The 17,004-nt window shown below is 68.5% G+C and carries 14 protein-coding genes; 4 read left to right on the top strand and 10 right to left on the bottom strand.

Annotated elements, in window-relative coordinates:
- Positions 1 to 23: 23 nt before the first annotated feature.
- Positions 24 to 2,192, bottom strand: coding sequence for a glycosyl hydrolase family 18 protein (locus tag L324_RS07115; protein WP_152546727.1), 2,169 nt, complete (start codon positions 2,190 to 2,192; stop codon positions 24 to 26).
- A 269-nt stretch (positions 2,193 to 2,461) separates the two neighbouring features.
- Between L324_RS07115 and L324_RS07110 the strand changes: the two genes are divergently transcribed.
- The gene (locus L324_RS07110) at positions 2,462 to 3,064 is read left to right on the top strand and encodes an RNA polymerase sigma factor (RefSeq protein ID WP_037305205.1); all 603 of its coding nucleotides are present in this window, start codon (positions 2,462 to 2,464) and stop codon (positions 3,062 to 3,064) included.
- Positions 3,057 to 3,965, top strand: coding sequence for a CU044_5270 family protein (locus L324_RS07105; protein WP_037305202.1), 909 nt, complete (start codon positions 3,057 to 3,059; stop codon positions 3,963 to 3,965). Before L324_RS07110 ends, L324_RS07105 begins: the two co-directional genes overlap by 8 nt.
- Before the next feature lie 18 nt (positions 3,966 to 3,983).
- On the opposite strand, the gene L324_RS07100 is transcribed toward L324_RS07105, so the two are convergent.
- Positions 3,984 to 4,763 (bottom strand): enoyl-CoA hydratase/isomerase family protein, encoded by a 780-nt coding sequence (locus L324_RS07100; RefSeq protein ID WP_037305200.1) that lies wholly within the window; start codon positions 4,761 to 4,763, stop codon positions 3,984 to 3,986.
- Between the two features lie 35 nt (positions 4,764 to 4,798).
- The gene (locus tag L324_RS07095; RefSeq protein ID WP_268871891.1) at positions 4,799 to 5,689 is read right to left on the bottom strand and encodes a PaaX family transcriptional regulator; all 891 of its coding nucleotides are present in this window, start codon (positions 5,687 to 5,689) and stop codon (positions 4,799 to 4,801) included.
- 148 nt (positions 5,690 to 5,837) lie between these two features.
- Here L324_RS07095 and L324_RS07090 point away from each other — a divergent pair, with 148 nt between their 5' ends.
- On the top strand, positions 5,838 to 7,475 hold the full coding sequence (locus L324_RS07090) for an ABC-F family ATP-binding cassette domain-containing protein (RefSeq protein WP_037305198.1): 1,638 nt from the start codon (positions 5,838 to 5,840) through the stop codon (positions 7,473 to 7,475).
- A gap of 46 nt (positions 7,476 to 7,521) precedes the next feature.
- On the opposite strand, the gene L324_RS07085 is transcribed toward L324_RS07090, so the two are convergent.
- The 7 genes from L324_RS07085 to L324_RS07055 form a co-directional block, all read right to left on the bottom strand.
- On the bottom strand, positions 7,522 to 8,361 hold the full coding sequence (locus L324_RS07085) for a carbohydrate ABC transporter permease (protein ID WP_037305196.1): 840 nt from the start codon (positions 8,359 to 8,361) through the stop codon (positions 7,522 to 7,524).
- A complete protein-coding gene (locus L324_RS07080) occupies positions 8,358 to 9,245 on the bottom strand; it encodes a carbohydrate ABC transporter permease (protein ID WP_235783427.1) in 888 nt (295 codons plus the stop codon). Before L324_RS07080 ends, L324_RS07085 begins: the two co-directional genes overlap by 4 nt.
- Positions 9,246 to 9,252: 7 nt before the next feature.
- Positions 9,253 to 10,530, bottom strand: a complete 1,278-nt coding sequence (locus L324_RS07075; protein WP_037305194.1) for an extracellular solute-binding protein — start codon at positions 10,528 to 10,530, stop codon at positions 9,253 to 9,255.
- Positions 10,531 to 10,667: 137 nt separating this feature from the next.
- A complete protein-coding gene (locus L324_RS07070; protein ID WP_081736231.1) occupies positions 10,668 to 12,773 on the bottom strand; it encodes an alpha-galactosidase in 2,106 nt (701 codons plus the stop codon).
- Between the two features lie 100 nt (positions 12,774 to 12,873).
- On the bottom strand, positions 12,874 to 13,311 hold the full coding sequence (locus tag L324_RS07065) for a PPOX class F420-dependent oxidoreductase (protein WP_037305189.1): 438 nt from the start codon (positions 13,309 to 13,311) through the stop codon (positions 12,874 to 12,876).
- Positions 13,312 to 13,316: 5 nt separating this feature from the next.
- Positions 13,317 to 14,279, bottom strand: coding sequence for an RNA polymerase subunit sigma-70 (locus L324_RS07060; RefSeq protein WP_037305187.1), 963 nt, complete (start codon positions 14,277 to 14,279; stop codon positions 13,317 to 13,319).
- 296 nt (positions 14,280 to 14,575) lie between these two features.
- Positions 14,576 to 15,523 carry a methionyl-tRNA formyltransferase gene (locus L324_RS07055; RefSeq protein WP_037305186.1) on the bottom strand — a complete coding sequence of 316 codons (948 nt, stop codon included), beginning with the start codon at positions 15,521 to 15,523 and terminating at the stop codon, positions 14,576 to 14,578.
- Positions 15,524 to 15,660: 137 nt separating this feature from the next.
- On the opposite strand from L324_RS07055, the gene L324_RS07050 reads away from it, so the two are divergent.
- Positions 15,661 to 17,004 carry a lysine N(6)-hydroxylase/L-ornithine N(5)-oxygenase family protein gene (locus L324_RS07050; protein ID WP_037305184.1) on the top strand — a complete coding sequence of 448 codons (1,344 nt, stop codon included), beginning with the start codon at positions 15,661 to 15,663 and terminating at the stop codon, positions 17,002 to 17,004.

Raw genomic sequence — 17,004 nt, 5'->3', positions numbered from 1 at the left:
GGCAAGGAGGCCTTCACGGACCTTTACTTCAGCGAGTTGTCCACTGTGGTCATGAGGGATCCGGTGTCACCCGACATCTCCCAGGCCATGACTCCGAGGAGTCCTCGGGTCTTGAGCCAGGCGACCTTCTGCTGGATGGACCAGGCGTCGTCGAAGGTCCACCATTGCCCGCCGTTGCCGGTGTAGCACGCGGTGGCCACGGCCGCGGTGTCGTGCTGGACGGTGCAGTTCGGGACACTGGCCAGGAGATTCGCGTAGCCACGAGTACCCGCTTCCTCGGCGAACTGGCCTGGCGCGGCTCCGGTCGCGCTCTGCCATTCGCCCTTCTTGCCGCCGTCCGCGACCCCTTGCCAGCCTCGCCCGTAGAAGGCGAGTCCGAGGGTCAGTTTCCGTGGATTGGCCCCGGCCTCGGTGTAGGCGTTGATCGCCGACTCCACGCTGAACTTGAAGTTGTACGGGTCGTCCGCGTCGGCGTACAGGTTCCCCTGATGGCCGGTGCGGTTCGGCTCCCACGAGTTGTCGCTGCCCGAGCCGTGGAAGTCGTAACCCTGCACGTTCGCGACGTCGAGGTAGTCGAAGATCTTCGGGATCTCCCAGCCACCCTTCACCTTCGCCGGGTCGGCGGGGGTGAACGCCTGCAGTTCGTACCGTTTGCCGGTGGTCGCGCCGTAGGCGTCCATCTGCGTGCGGAACTCGGCCAGCAGCGCGGTCAGGTTCGTCCTGTCGTTGGCGCTCCAGTGGTTCCCGGGATGCCCGTCGGGGCTGCCCGGCCACTCCCAGTCGATGTCGATGCCGTCGAAGATGCCCGCGGCCGTGCCCGGCCCGCCGGCGCCGCCGTACGCCTTCACGTTCCCCTTCAGGTACGTGTCGATGCACGACGCGACGAACTTCTGCCGGGACGCGGCCGTGGCCGCGACGTCGGAGAAGTACTTCGAATAGGTCCAGCCGCCCAAGGAGATGAGCACCTTCAGATTCGGGTTCTTGGCCTTGAGCTTCTTCAGCTGGTTGAAGTTGCCGCGCAACGGTTCCCAGCCGGTGTCGGCGACGCCGTCGACGGACTGGGACGCGGACATCGGCCGCGAGTAGTCGGCTTCCGCGTCGCCCGCGCCGTCACCCTGGTTCGGATCCTGCGGATTGGACGTCGTTCCCTTGGTGACACCCGAGAGGCAGGTGTGGTTGACCGGGTCGATGTTCCCGAAGGCGTACAGCAGATGCGTCAGCTTGCTCGCGGATCCGTTGGTCACCAGGTTCTTGACGAAGAACTGGCGGCCGTAGATACCCCACTGGACGAAGTACCCGACCCGCGCGTACCCGTTCACGATGTCGCCGGTGCGAGCGCTGACGGCGGCGCTCGCCGCGGAGACGTTGTCATACCCGTCACGGGCTTTGACGGTGAAAGTGTACGAAGTGGACGGTGAAAGCCCGGTCACCGTCGCGGTCGTGCCGGTCACCGTGGTGGCGAGGGTCGTGCCGCGGTAGACGTCGTAGGAGACGACGCCGGTGTTGTCGGTGGAGGCGTTCCACGCCAGGGCGACGGAACCCGCCGTGACCGCGGTCGAGCGGAGGTTCGTCGGCGCCGTCGGCGCCTGGGTGTCGTCACCGGGGTTGTTGGTGGTCACCGCCAGCGCCGGGGTCGGCGGTGATTTGGCGTCCTTCCGGTCCTTGGCGACGACGGTGAAGCTGTAGGCCGTGTTCGGCGTCAGCCCGGTGATCCTCGCTTCGGTGCCGGTGACCGACGCCGCCAGGGTGCCGCCCTGGTAGACGTCGTAGCCGACGACGGGCAGCGAGCCCGGCGCCGACGCGTTCCAGGCCAGCGCGGCGGTCGTGGTCGTCTTCGCCACGAGGCGCAGGTTGGCCGGGGTCGACGGCGGGGTGTCGCCCGACCCGTCACAGTTGGCGTCGTCGATCCGGCAGGTGGCCGGGGTGACCGCCGCACTGAGCTGGAACGACGGGCTGTAGGGGTAGGTCGACCGGCCCGGCGCGAGGGATTTGATGTAGTACGCCGGGGTGAGCGTGACCTGGGTTCCCGCTTGCGAGACCGTGGCGTGGGAGCCACTCGTGACGGTCACGCCGGCGGGGACGGTGAAGGTGATGGACCAGTCGGCGACGGTTTCGCCGCTGGGGTTGGTGACGGTGTACTCACCGGTCGTGCCTGCCAGGGCGAAGGCGGCGCGGAGGCGTCCCGCCGCCATCGCCGGTGTTCCTCCGGCGACGAGCAGCCCGGCGGCGAGGAGTAGTACGGCGAGTGCGCTGAGTAGTCGTTTTCTGGTGCGTCTCATGGCGGTTCTCTCCAAAAGAGGCGGCGAGACTGAACCTGATCTGAACTGGCGCGATGTGGTCTAGACCACAGTTGAATGTAGCGCGGCTCGCATAAAAGGTCTAGACCGATTCGGCGGCCGTGAACCCGTTCGACCGTGTATGCGGATAGCAGGTGAGACTGTCGAACGGCGAAGGGTGGTTCATGAGCTCATCTGGGGCGGATCCTGGGGATCTGGAAGACGCGGAGCTGATCGCGAGGTCGGTGACCAGGCCGGACTGGTTCTCCGCGATCTTCGACCGGCACGCCGCGCACATCCACCGCTACCTGGTCCGGCGCATCGGGCCCGCCGCCGCCGAGGACGCGCTGGGGGAGGCGTTCCTGGTGGCCTTCCGCAGACGGGAAAGCTACGACATCGAGCGCCGCGACGCCCGGCCCTGGCTCTACGGGATCGCGACCAACCTGGTGGCGCAGCGGCGCCGCGAGGAGGCCAAGGAGCTGAGACTGCGCGAAGCCCTCGGCCCGCCGGCGACCGAAGAAGGGCACGCCGAGCGCGTCGCCGAGCAGGTGACCGCCGAGGCGATGGGCAAACTGCTGGACTCCGCGCTGGCGGAACTGGCCGACGGTGACCGGGACACGCTCACCTTGTTCGCCGGGGAAGGTCTGAGCTACGAGGAAGTGGCCTCGGCACTGGCCATCCCGCTCGGCACCGTCCGCTCCCGGCTCAACCGCGCCCGGCGAAAGGTCCGCGAGGCACTGGGGCGCCCGCACACCACGACTTCGAAGGAGATCTCCACCCATGGATGAGCTGCAGCTGATCACCGAGCGGACCGCGTCGGTCCCGCTCGCGGAATCCGGCGCGCTCGCTTCGGCGCGCGAGCGGTTGATGACCGAGATCGCCGTCGCGGAAGCGGAAAACGTGACGCCGCTGCGGAAACGGCGCCGCTGGGTCTGGACCGGGGTGGGGGCGGCCGGGCTGGCCGCGGCCATCACCGCCGTCGTCGCACTGGCCCCCGTCGAGCAGGTCGGGCTCGAACCGCCCGCGGCCGCCGCGGATCCGGTGACGGTGCTCCGCAACGCCGCCGCGGCCGCGCTGAAGACGCCGGGCACACCACCGAAGCCGGACCAGTTCGTCTACACGAGGACCAAACAGCCCGACGGCGAGCGGGAAGCGTGGCTTTCGGCCGACGGCACCCGCGACGGGTTGATCAAAATGGCCGACGGCGGTTCCTTCCCGATCGCGGGCTGCCGGAACGGGCGGGCGCAGGTGTACAAGGGCGATGAGCCCCTCAAGGGCGTCACGGAGTCCTGCACGCCCACACCCGCCTACCGGACGGACCTCCCCACCGACGCCGACGCGATGTTCGCCTATCTCGACAGCCGCCACCGCGGCGTGAGGGGGGGAACCAACGCGATGGGCAAGGACATCCTCTCGCTGTCGAACGAGGCATACCTGCCGCCCGCCGTCCAGGCGGCCTTGTTCGCCGCGGCGGCCAAGGCGCCGGGACTCCGGGCCATCGACCGGACCCAGGACGCGGCGGGCAGGCCCGGGGTCGGCATCACCTGGCCGCTCGGGCCGCACGACGACCCCAAGGTGGCGAAACCGGTCGTGATCGTCTTCGCCGCCGACACGTTCCAGTACCTGGGCACGAATTCGACCGCGGTGACCGCGTCCGGCGTGGTGGACGCGGCCGGTCAGCGGCCCTAGAAGTCAGTACACAGCGGATCAGCGGCCGGTGAAGGTCGCCTTGCCGGGACCGTCGGCGAGGAACGACTTCACCGCGCCGCGCAGGTCCTCGGTGTCGAAGAGCCCGGCGGCGATCGTCGTGATGTGCTCGTTCGCCTCGGCGACGCCGCCGTGCTCGTAGTGTTCGAGGACCTTCTTGGTGGCCGCGTGCGCCTTGGTCGGCCCCTGCGCGAGGTCGTTCGTGAAGGCGCGGACGGCCTCGTCGAAGCCGTCCGCCGGGAGCACGCGGTTCACCACGTTCCAGCGTTCGAGGGTCGCGGCGTCGTAGGTCGCGCCGGTCATCACGAACTCCTTGGCGCGGCCGACACCGGCGCGGGCGGCGAGCCGCTGGGTGCCGCCCATGGTCGGGGTCAGCCCGACGACCCGTTCCACGAGGCCGAACTTGGCCTTCTCGCTCGCCAGGATGAGGTCGCAGGCGACCGCGACCTCGAAAGCCCAGGTTAGGCAGAGGCCGTGGGCGGCGAAGACGGTGGGGAAGGGGAGCGCGGCGATCCGGTCGGGGATCGCCAGCATCTCGTCGAAGAGCACCTTCGCCTCGGCCGCGGAGGACTGGGCGTCGAACAGGGAGACGTCCACCCCGCCGCTGACGATCTTGCCCTCGGCCCGGATGAGCGCCGCTCGTGGCGGCGTGGTCTCCAGTTCGCCGATCGCCTCGCCCAGTTCGTGCTGGAGTTCCGCGGTGTAGAGGTTCAGCGGCGGCGAAGCGACTGTCAGGACGGCGACGCCGTCCTCGCGGTCGAGGCGGATCGAGGTGGCCAAGGCGGGTTCCCTCCGCTAGATCGTTTTCCGTGACCCTAGCCGGAGATGTCCGCGAGTTCGTCCCATTGGGCCTGTGCTTCTGGTCGCCATTCGCCGTACTTGCGGTGGAACAGGTCCGCCGCGCGCACGCCACTCCATCCGTCGGGAAGAAGTTTCAGCGGAAGCCTCGGATCGAGAAAGGGAAAGCTGCGCCATTCGTGGACGAGTTCGGTCTGCGCACGGAGAACGCCGCGTTCACCCGAAGGATGCAAACCGGTGAAACGGTCGATGAAGTCCTCGTAGCGGTCCTTGAGTTCGCTGAGATCCCAGGACCGCGCGACCATCGTCTCCTGATCGCCGACATCGCCATAGGCGGCGGTGAACGACATCGCCTGCGCGTCGAGCCCGAGGTCCTGCACGATCTGCTGGGCCTCCCGCTGGCGGGTGAGGTCCGGGCTGACCCAGACGCCCGCGACCGGGGAACCGAAACCGGCCCAGGTCAGGCGCGTGCGGAGCCGGTGCCGGAGATCCCGCTTCGCTTCGGGGACCGAGACGATCAGCATCAGCCAGTGGCCGTCCCAGCTCCGCTCGTCGTTGCCGAAGGCGTAGATCCGTTCCGCGCCTTCGGTCAGGAGGCGTCTGCCTGGTGGGGTGAGCGACCAGCGCACTCTTCGCCCGACACGTTCGGAGACGACCCAGCCCTCGGCGGAGGACCGGGCCAGGGCCTGCCGGGCGGACTTCTCCTCGATGTCCAGTACACGCAGCGCCTCGACCAGCGTGGACGTCCAAATCGGCTGGTCGCGAGGGAGGACGTACTCGCCGAGGATCGTCATCAGCAGCGAGCGCGCGCTGGCATGACTGACTTCCCGCCGCCTGCTCATCGTCGGCCTTCGGGTACCACCTTTCCGCTGGTGCGCGACGGGGACCGGGGTGGCGGAATCCGCCATTTGCTGTCACCGACCTCTAATGCTCGGGGATTCGTTCGGGTCCAGAAGAAACAACCAGGTTACCCACGTTCCGTGATCGGTTGGATACTTGCCACTCTTCTGAGGGACCACGAGCTGTTCAATCGGTCCCCGTAGACTTACCGATCTCATGAGCGCCACACTCGTTGCCAAAGATCTCGCCGCCGGCCACGGCGACCGTGTCCTGTTCTCCGGTCTCGACCTCGTCGTCGCGCCGGGCGAGGTGATCGGCCTCGTCGGCGTCAACGGGGCGGGCAAGTCGACCCTGCTCAAGACCCTCGGCGGCCTGGTACCGCCGGAGGAGGGCAGCGTCCGGCTGAACCCGCCGACGGCCACCGTCGGTCACCTCCCGCAGGAGCCGGAACGCCGTACGGGGGAGTCCGTCCGCGCGTTCCTCGCACGCCGCACCGGGGTCACCGCCGCGCAGGCCGCGCTCGACGCCGCCACCGAGGCGCTGACCGCCGGCGAACCCGGCGCGGACGACGCCTACGGCGAGGCCCTCGACCGCTGGCTCGCGCTCGGCGGCGCCGATCTGGACGACCGGGCGGGCGAGGTCGCCGCGGAACTCGGGCTCACGATCAGCCTCGACCTGCCGATGCTGTCGCTGTCCGGCGGGCAGGCCGCGCGGGCGGGAATGGCGTCGCTGCTGCTGAGCCGGTACGACATCTTCCTGCTCGACGAGCCGACCAACGACCTCGACCTCGACGGCCTGGAGCGGCTGGAGCGGTTCGTGACCGGGCTGCGCGCCGGGACGGTGCTGGTCAGTCACGACCGGGAATTCCTCGCCCGCACCGTCGACCGCGTCGTCGAACTCGACTTCGCGCAGCAACAGGTACGGACCTATGGCGGCGGCTACGAGTCCTATTTGGAGGAACGCGCCGTCGCGCGGCGGCACGCCCGCGAGGAGTACGAGGAGTTCGCGAACACCAAGGCGTCGCTCGAAGCCCGGGGCGCGATGCAGCGTTCGTGGATGGAGAAGGGCGTCAAGAACGCCCGGCGCAAGGCGACCGACAACGACAAGGTCGGCCGCAAGTTCCGGAGCGAAGCGACGGAGAAGCAGGCGTCGAAGGCCCGCCAGACCGACCGCATGATCGAACGGCTCGACGTCGTCGAGGAACCGCGCAAGGAATGGGAACTGCGGATGGAGATCGCCGCGGCGCCCCGGGCGGGCGCGGTGGTGGCGACCCTGCGCGGCGCGGTGGTGCGGCGGGGTGAGTTCGCCCTGGGCCCGGTGGACCTGCAGATCGACTGGGCGGACAAGGTCGCGATCACCGGGGCCAACGGCGCCGGGAAGTCGACGCTGCTGGCCGCGCTGCTCGGCCGGGTCCCGGTCGACGAGGGCGGCGCGTCGCTCGGCTCCGGCGTCGTCGTCGGCGAGGTCGACCAGGCGCGAAAGCTGTTCCTCGGTGACCTCCCGCTGGTCGAGGCCTTCGCCCGCGAGGTGCCGGAACTCGCCGACGCCGACGTGCGGACACTGCTGGCGAAGTACGGGCTGAAGGCCGCGCACGTCCTGCGGCCGGCGGCCACGCTGTCGCCGGGGGAGCGGACGCGGTCGGCGCTGGCGCTGCTGCAGGCGCGCGGGGTGAACCTGCTGGTGCTCGACGAGCCGACGAACCATCTGGACCTGCCCGCGATCGAGCAGCTGGAATCGGCGCTGTCGGAGTATCCGGGGACATTGCTGCTGGTGACCCACGACCGCCGGATGCTGGACGCGGTGGCGACCACGCGGCGCCTGGAAGTGGCCGACGGGAAGGTCACCGAGCTGTGAACGGCCAGGGCAGCGAACGCATTCAGAGGACTGAATGCGGGGGCGGTCAGCCCTTGGTCGCGCCGCCGGTGAGGCCCTTCACGAACTGCTTCTGCAGCGCCAGGTAGAAGATCAGCACCGGCAGCGTCGCCAGGAACATCAGCGCGAACACGCTCCCGAGGTCCGCCTGGTACTGGCCGATCGAGCGGTAGACCCCGGTCGTGATCGTGGTCCCCTGGCCGGGGCCGAGGATGATCAGCGGATCGATGAAGTCGTTCCAGATCCACACCCCCAGGAAGATCAGCACACTGGCCGTGGCGGGGCGCAGCAGCGGGAACACGATCCGCCAGAACACCTGGGTCCGGCTGGCCCCGTCGAGCAGGGCGGCCTCCTCGAGTTCCACCGGCACCCCGCGGATGAACCCGGTGAACACGAAGACCCCGAACGGCACGTAGTACCCGACGTTGAACAGCACCAGGCCCTGCACGGTCGCCATCAGCCCGGTCAGCCGCAGTACGTCGGTGACCGGGATCAGGATCACCTGCGGCGGGATCATCAGGCCCGCCAACAGGATCAGCGCGAGGACCCTGGTCCAGCGTTTGCCCGACCGCGCCAGGTAATGCCCGAGCATGGCGGAAAGCACCGTCAGGATGAGGATCGACAGCAGCGTCACGAGCAGGCTGTTCGCCAGGCTCACCCAGAACAGGCCGTCGGGCCGGGTGAGGACGGCGTGGATGTTGGCCAGTGTCGGCGGCAGCGGGACCGACGCCGGTTCCCGCGCGATCAGCTCGCCGGGTTTGACCACGTTGACGAGCACGTAGTACAGCGGCACGAAGAAGATCGCGCTCACCAGGATCGCCGCGGCGGGCCGGAGCCACGACCGCTTCGCACCGTCCACTGTGGTCACAGGTCGACCTCCCGCCGCCGCAGGAAGCGCAGCACGATCGTGGTCAGCGTCGCCACGATCACCAGCATCACCACGGCCATCGCGGAGGCGTAGCCGACGTGGTTCGCGTCGAGGCCGGTGGCGAGGACGTCGAACGCGATCGTGGCCGTGGTCCCCGAACCCGGCCCGCCGTTGGTGACGACCTTGACGTGGTCGTAGGTCTTGAACGCCGAGATCAGCAGGACGACGGTGTTGATCGTCAGTGACGGCGCGAGCAGCGGCCAGGTCACCGCGCGGAACCGCCGGACGGGTCCGGCGCCGTCGATCTCCGCCGCCTCCAGCAGTTCGGCCGGGACACCCTGCAGTCCCGCGAGGTAGACGACCACGCAGAAGCCCAGCATCTGCCAGCAGACGATCGACGCGACCGAGTACAGCGCCAGATCCGGATCCGAGAGCCAGCCCGGCGGATGCTCGACGCCGATCGCGCGCAGGACCTCGTTGACCGGGCCCCGGTCGTCGAGCAGTTTCGTCCAGATGATGCTGACGACGACCGAGCTGAGGATCACGGGCGTGAAGAACACGCTCCGCAAAGCGTTGTACAGCCACCCTTTCCGGTCGAGTAGCAGGGCGACGCCGAGGCCGAGCAGATTCGGCACGACCACGACGATCACGGTGAGGATCGTGGTGACCCGCAGCGCGGTCAGGAACTGCTCGTCCTGGAAGAGCAGTGCGTAGTTGTCGAGCCCCACGAACTCCGAAGGCGGATTGAACGGGTTGTGGTTCGTCAGGCTGTAGCCGAAGCTGATGAGGATCGGCGCCATCACGAAGCAGAGATAGATGAGGACGCCGGGAGCGCCGAACGAGGCGAAATGCCACACCCGCGGCAGGATCGGTTTTCTCCCCATCGTGGTGTCAGCGCGCCTTCGCCCACTCGGTGTCCAGGAACGCGCACGCGTCGGCCACCGTCTTGCGGCCGGTGATGACGTCCTGGGCGGCCTGGTAGACCTTGTCCTTCATCCCCGGCAGGAGCCCGTCGTCCGCGGTCTCCCAGCTGAAGGCGTTCACGACGGCGTTCTTCGCGACGGCTTCCCGGTACAGGTCGTAGCCCGCCTTGAAGACCGGCCCGGCGTCGGAGGGCGGCGTGTAACCCTTGATGGCGGGGAACAGGCCGTCGGCCCTGACCGAGGCGTCGATCTGTTCCTTGTCGAGCTGGAACGCGAGCGCGAACTTCCTCGCCGCGTCGAGGTTCGGGGATTTGGCGTTGACGACGATACCGCCGCCGGTATAGGCGGGAACCACGAGTTTCCCGTCCTCGGAAGGGAAGTTGAAGACGCCGATGTCGAACGACGGCTTCTTGGCGTCGGCGCTGGCGGCGAACCAGTTGCCCATCGGGTACATCGCGCCTTCGCCCTTGAGGAAGGCCGCTTCGGTCGCCGAGTAGTCCCGCGAGACCTGCGTCTTGTCGAGGTAGCCCTTGGCGACCAGGTCGGCGAACTTCCCGAACGCCCGCTGGAAGTCCGGGTCGGTGAACTTGACCTGGTCGGCCCGCCGCCGGGAAAGCCAGTCCGGGGTCTTGCCGTAGACGTCGACGCTGACGAGGCCGTCCAGGAGCATCGCGGACGGGAAGCCCTCCTTGCCGCCGCCGATGGTGAACGGCGTGATGCCCTTCGCCTTCAGTTTCTCCGACGCGGCAAGGAGGTCCGCCCAGGTCGCCGGGACCGAGGTGATCCCGGCGTCGGCGAAGAGCTTCTTGTTGTAGTAGATCGGCGGGATGGTCTGGGTGTTGGCGGGCAGCTGGTGGTGACCGCCCTTGATCGGGTTGGCGCCGGGGAACTGGAAGTCCTTGAGCTCCTCGGGCGTCCACGCGTAGAGGTTGCCCGATTCGGCGAAACCGGCCGAGTCGACGGCGATCGCGACGTCGGGGAACTGACCGGACTGCAACAGCTGCTTGGCGTACCCGGTGCGATCGGTCGACGGGGCGACCAGTTTCTTCACGCTGAGACCGGGGTTCCGGTCCGTCACACGCTTGATCGCGGAGTCCCAATAGGACGGTGGCAGATTCGGCGTTTCGAAGGTCAGGAAGGAGATCTCCGCACCGCCGCCGGAGCCTCCCGTGCCTCCGCCGACGGTGCAGCCGGTGAGGCTCGCGGCGAGGAGCAGCGCCGCTCCCAACGCGAAGGACCTTCTCATGCCCGTCCACCCTTCTCACGGCGATCTGCGGCGTCTCATATACGACGGCATTCGATCGGATGTCTAGGGTGATGTCAAGCAGGTCCGCCGGGCCAGATCGGCTCAAAAAGGGCGATACATCTGACCTATCGCCCGGCTCAGAGCTTGGTCAACCGGATCACCACACTCGCGAAATCACCGGCCGGAAGACCGGGGAACAGGCCGTGTGCCAGCAGTGCGGCGCCGTGCCACACCTTCCCGCTGTCCTCGTCGCGGTACCGGGCGGCGGGGTCGAGACCGTCGAGCCGGACCGGTCGTTCGGAAGTGGGGAAATGTGCCGCTTGCCGGAACACGAACACGACCGCGCGCCCGCCGTCGGCCGCCACGTACTGCAGCGCCGAGACCCCGTCGGTGGTCGGCGGAACGAGCCGGTAGAGGCTGCCGTGCTGCACGACCGGCCGGATCTCCTTGTACAGCGCGATCTGCTCCCGCGCGTAGCCGAGATCCTCCTCGGACCACTTGACGATGTCGCCGCCGACGCCCAGCACACCCGCCATCGCGACATGGAACCGGAACCGCAGCGGGGTGGAGCGCTGGGTGATGAAGTTGGGGTCGTCGGTGACCCACGCCGACATCGCGCGGGGCGGGTACACCTGCCCGTAACCGTGCTGGATGACGAGCCTGTCGAGCGCGTCGGTGTTGTCGGAGGTCCAGACCTGGTCCGTCCTCGCCATGACCCCGAGGTCGATCCGGCCGCCGCCACCGCTGCACGCCTCGATCCGCAGCCCGGGATGGCCGTCGCGCAGGCGGTCCATGATCGCGTAGACCGCTCGGGTGTGTTCCACCCACAGCCGGTCCGGGTCACTGTCGGCAGGCCAGCCCGCTTCGCTGAACGGGCGGTTCATGTCCCATTTCAGGAAGTCGATCCCGTGCTCGCCGACGAGGGCGTCGAGCCAGCCGAACGCCCATTCGGCGACGTCCGGCCGGGCGAAGTTGAGCACCAGCTGATTTCGCAGTTCCGACCGGGTCCGATGTGGATGGTGCAGGACCCAGTCCGGCCGGGTGCGATAGAGGTCGCTGTCCGGGTTGACCATCTCCGGTTCGACCCAGATCCCGAACTTCATCCCGAGCCGGCGTACTTCACTGATCAGCGGCTTGAGACCTTCAGGGAACTTCTCGCGGTTGACGTGCCAGTCGCCGAGGCCGGCGTGGTCTCCGCTGCGTTCGCCGAACCAGCCGTCGTCCATCACGAACAGCTCGACCCCGAGCGCCGCCGCCTTCTCCGCCAGCGCGCGCTGCCCGGTTTCGGTGACGTCGAACCCCGTCGCCTCCCAGGAGTTGTAGAGCACCGGCCGGAGTTCGCCGGGATGGGGGAGGACATGGCCGAGTGTGTACGCGTGCCACGCGCGGCTCGCGGCGCCGAAGCCGCCGTCGGTGTACAGCCCGGCGAAGACGGGGGTGGTGAGCGTGTCACCGGGTGCGAGCCGGTGGACGACGCCGTCCTGGCCGAAGCCGCCGGTCACGGTGACGCGGCCGGTGGACGAGCGGGTGGTGGTGATCCGCCACGAACCGCTCCACGCGAGCGCGGCGCTGTAGACCTCGCCGTGGCGCTCGGTCGCCTCGCCGTCGTCGAGCATCACCCACGGATTGGCGTGGTGACTGGTGATCCCGCGCCTGCTGCCGAAGGTGGTCTCGCCGTGGGGGACCGCCTCGCGGAGCAGCTGGCTCTCCGCGGCCCAGCGGCCGGTGACATGGCTGATCCGGTAGTCCGGCCGGAGCGGCACGACCCAGCTCGCCGAATCGGCCCGGACGACCTCGATCGGGTCGTCCGTACCGTCGTGGGTGAGTTCGGTCCAGCGCTCGATGACGTCGGTGCCCGCCGGGACGCGGTAGCCGAGCGTGATGCGCAGGGGGTAGTGGCGGTCGCGGAAGTGAACACGCAGTTCTCCGCCGTCGATGTCGTGGGAGAGGTACCGCCATTCGAGGGCGCGGGTGCCGTCGGCGAAGCGGACCTGGAGGGCGGGGGTCCAGTGGCGGGTGCCGCCGTCGGCGGCGAGTTCGTCGAGCCCCTCGTCGGGATCGTTGAAGGAGTCCCATCGGGATCCCGACGCGGGGAAGACGTCGGAGAGCTGCGCCGGGGTGAGCGCCGGTCCCCAGTAGACGTGGGCGGGGGAGTCATCCTCGGCCAGCCGGAGCGCGTAGCTCGTGGCTGCCGTGCGGATGAGCCAGGAACGGGTGTTTTCGTCGAAAACGATCTCGGGCACGAACGCCATCCTGGCCTCCCGCGGTCGCCTTGGCCAAGAGAGTCTCGTGAGTGGTAACGATGGTTCTAACCGTCATTACCACTCACGAGGCCCTGTGTGGTCAGCCGCCGACCTTCGCGATCGCCACGATGTTCTCAGGCCGCACCCGCACCAGGACCTTCCCCGGCGACGTCGCGTACTCCAGCCAGCCGTCGATCACCTCTTGCCCGGCCTCGCCGAGGTAGCGCTCGGCGATCAACGCCGATCCGGAGCGGACCTGATCGGGATCCGAAACGATCTCCGCGACGCCCTCCACACTCACGAAGGAATACGGCGGACGCGGGTCCTCGGCGACCACCGCAACACGCGGGTTCTCCTTGAGAGTCCGGCCTTTGACGGTGTCGATGCCCAGGTTGACCAGGATGTCCTCCCCGTCGACGGCGAACCAGACCGGCACGGCGTGCGGCCTGCCGTCCGGGCGGGCCGTCGCGAAGACGGCGGTACGGGTCCCCTCGGCGAGAAAGGCACGACGCTGCTCGTCGGTCATCTTCTCCGGCATTTACTTCATCCCCTCAGAGTGGTGTCCAGGCCGAAGGCCGGGAACAGTCGGCTGTCGAACGTGGTGAACTCGGCGGCTTTGCCGTCGATGACGCGGAGGACGTCCAGTTTGAACGCCCGGAACTCGGTGTCGCCGGGACGACGCAGGTACGAGGCGAAGGCGGGCATCCGGTTCGCGTCGACCGCGACGGCGCGCCATTCGCCCATCTCCTCGGCGGTCCTGCCGTGCCTGGCGAGGTGCTCGAGCCCGATGTAGCAGTGGGGTTCCGGCGGCATCGTGACGCGGACGTCGTCGCGGACCAGTTCGCCCAGCGAGGCGAAGTCACCGCGGTCGTGTGCGTCGATGAGCCGCCGGACCAGCGCGCGTTCCTCTTCGGACGGCGCCGACGCGGACCATTCACCGCGTTGCTGCGGAAGGCGTTCCCGCAGGGTCGCCCGGCCGCGCTGCAGGGCGCTGTTAGCGGCGGGGACCGAAAGGTCCAGCAGCTCGGCGGCTTCGGCGGCCTGCCAGCCGAGGACGTCGCGCAGGATCAGGACCGCGCGCTGCTGCGGAGGCAGCAGCTGCAGGACCGCGAGGAAGGCGAGTTCGATGGTTTCCCTGGCGACGGCGAGCGCGTGCGGTTCGCCCTCCGGCGGCGCGATCTCGTCCAGCAGCCTGTCCGGATAAGGCTGGATCCACGGGACTTCGGCGAACGAGCGCAGTGACGGCACCCGCCGCTCGTTCCTGCGGATCGCGTCGAGGCAGGCGTTGGTGGCGATCCGGTACAGCCACGCGCGGAAGTTCCCGCCGACGAAGGTGCCCAATCCCCGCCAGGCGTTGATCAGCGCTTCCTGGACGACGTCTTCCGCCTCGTCGAACGAGCCGAGCATCCGGTAGCAGTGGACGTGCAGTTCCCGCCGGTGTCGTCCGGTGAGCGCGGCGAAAGCGGTTTCGTCCCCCGCCTTCGCGGCGGCGATCGTGTCGGTCATGGAGCCTCCCATCGAGTGTTCTTACCCGATGTAACGGCGCCTTCCGCGGGAACTCATCGGTCCCGCGATGACTTTTTTCCGGACAGCGCCTAACCGCAGGTCAGTTCGGCGGTCGTCAAGGGATGACGATGGAGGAATTGGGACGTTGAGTGTCCCGATTCCTCCATCGTCGCGGTGGTCGTGCCGGTCACGACCCGTGTTAGGTGACCGAGTGGGGAAGATTCCGGATGTTGGACGGCCGGAATCTTCCCCACACGTCCCGAATCCGCCACGCTCGACCCCTCACTGACCGCAGGTCAGGGGCGAGCGGTGAGGTAGCCGCCCATGGTGCGGAAGTAGTCGGTCGCGGCCAGTTCGGTGCCGTCCTCGGTCCGGACCCGCTCGATGACGAGCCCGTGCGAACGGCCGCGCCGCGCCTCCGGTCCGGCGACGATCACGACGCCCTCGCCCTCGCGGATGAAGATCCGGCCGGGGGTGCCGCCGTAGAGCCCGGCCGACACCGACGAGCGGACGACGCGCAGTTGCTTCCCGCGGTGGTAGGTGAAGGCGTTGGGGTAGGGGTCGGACTGGGCGCGCACCAGCCGTTCGATCTCCTCGGCGGGCCAGGACCAGTCGATGAGGCTGTCCTCGAGGGCGCGCTTGTGGAAGAAGCTGGCCTTCGACCGGTCCTGTTTGACCGGGGTGAAGTTCCCCTTCTCGATCAGTTCGATGGCGTCGGTGGTGATCGGCGCGATGAGGTCGACGGTCCGGTGGAAGAGGTCGGTCGTCGTGTCCTTCGGCCCGACCGGGACCGAGCGCTGCAGCACGATGTCGCCCGCGTCGAGGTCGGCGTCCATCATGTGGGCGGTGACGCCGACCTCCGGCTCGCCGTTGATGAGTGCCCAGATCAGCGGGGAGAAGCCGGCGTAGGCGGGCAGCAGGGAATCGTGCACGTTCAGCGTGCCGTGACGAGGCATCTCGAAGATCTCGGGCGGCAGCCAGGTACGCCAGTTGTTGGCGACGATCAGGTCGAGATCGGCTTCCTTCAGCTCCGCCAGCAGTTCCGCGTCGTCGGGACGCTGGCGCAGCAGGGCGCGGATCCCGTTGGCCTCGGCGAGGTCCGCGACGGAATCGGACCAGATCTTCTCGTAGGCGTGGTCACTCTTCGGGTGGGTGACGACGAGGGCGACGTCGTGGCCCGCGTCGATCAACGCCCGCAGGGTGCGGTGTCCCCAGGTCTGGTATCCGAACATGGCGACCCGCATGGGACCGGCCTCCTCCTGGTCGAGGGATGAACATCACCACTGAAAGTACTAGTTGAGCCTCACCTAACTTAGGTTAGGGTTCCCTGGTCTTTGTAACGAAGTACCGAGATGCGGCTGAGCCGCGCTAGGGGTTCAAGATGGCACGAGCAGTGGTCGGTGAACGGGTTCCGGTCTACGACGTGGTCGGGGTCGGGTTCGGTCCGTCGAACCTGGCGCTCGCCATCGCCGTCACCGAGCACAACGCCGCACCCGGGGCCGAGACCGTCACGGCCCACTTCCTGGAGCGCCAGGTCCGCTTCGGCTGGCACCGCGGGATGCTGCTCGACAATGCCACCATGCAGGTCTCCTTCCTCAAGGACCTGGCCACGATGCGGAATCCGACGAGTTCGTTCAGCTTCCTGTCGTATCTGCACAGCAAGGACCGGCTGGTCGATTTCATCAACCACAAGAACCTGTTCCCGTTGCGAATCGAGTTCCACGACTACTTCGAGTGGGCGGCGGCGAAGGTCGACGACCTGGTCTCCTACGGCACCGAGGTCCTTTCGGTGACGCCCGTCTTCGACGGCGATGAGATCGTGTTCTTCGACGTCCACGCCCGCACCGACGGCGAACTGGTGAACCTGCGCGCCCGCAACCTGGTGATGGGCACCGGGCTGCGGCCGAACTTGCCCGAAGGGGTGACGCCGGGGACGCGGATCTGGCACAACAGCGAACTGCTGCACCGCGTCGAGGGGATGGCCGCCGAGGAGCCGCGCCGGTTCGTCGTCGTCGGCGCCGGCCAGAGCGCGGCCGAGGTCAGCGCCCTGCTGCACGACCGCTTCCCGCGTGCCGAGGTGTGCGCGGTGTTCGCGCGCTACGGCTACAGCCCGGCCGACGACAGCGCGTTCGCCAACCGCATCTTCGACCCCGAGGCGGTCGGGCGGTTCTACGAGGCGCCGGAAGAGGTCAAGGAACGCCTGATGCGCTACCACGGCGCGACCAACTACTCGGCCGTGGACATCGAGCTGATCGACGAGCTGTACCGCCGCGTCTACCGCGAGAAGGTCCAGGGCGTCGAGCGCCTGAAGCTGATCAACGTCTCCCGGCCCACCGAGGTCGCCGACACCGGCTCCGGGGTGCGGGTCACCATCGAGGCGCTGGAGACCGGCGAGCGGACCCGGCTCGACGCCGATTTCGTCGTGTACGCCACCGGGTACAGCCCGGCGGACCCGACGCCGTTGCTCGGCGAACTCGCCTCCGCCTGCGCTCGTGACGACGAGGGCAGGCTGCGCGTCGAACGCGACTACCGGATCGTCACCGAACCGGCGCTGCGCGGCGGGATCTACCTCCAGGGCGGTACCGAGCACACGCACGGCATCACGTCGTCGCTGCTGTCCAACACCGCCGTCCGGGTCGGCGAGATCCTGGAGTCCATTGTGGACCGGCGCGCGGCCGACGCGTCCCGGCCCGAGTACGCGGTCAGCGCCACCGGGCCGGCCTGA

Source organism: Amycolatopsis orientalis DSM 40040 = KCTC 9412, assembly GCF_000478275.1.
Taxonomy (GTDB): domain Bacteria; phylum Actinomycetota; class Actinomycetes; order Mycobacteriales; family Pseudonocardiaceae; genus Amycolatopsis; species Amycolatopsis orientalis.
The sequence above is the reverse complement of the archived record's forward strand: the minus strand, read 5'-3'. Positions and strand labels throughout refer to the sequence as shown.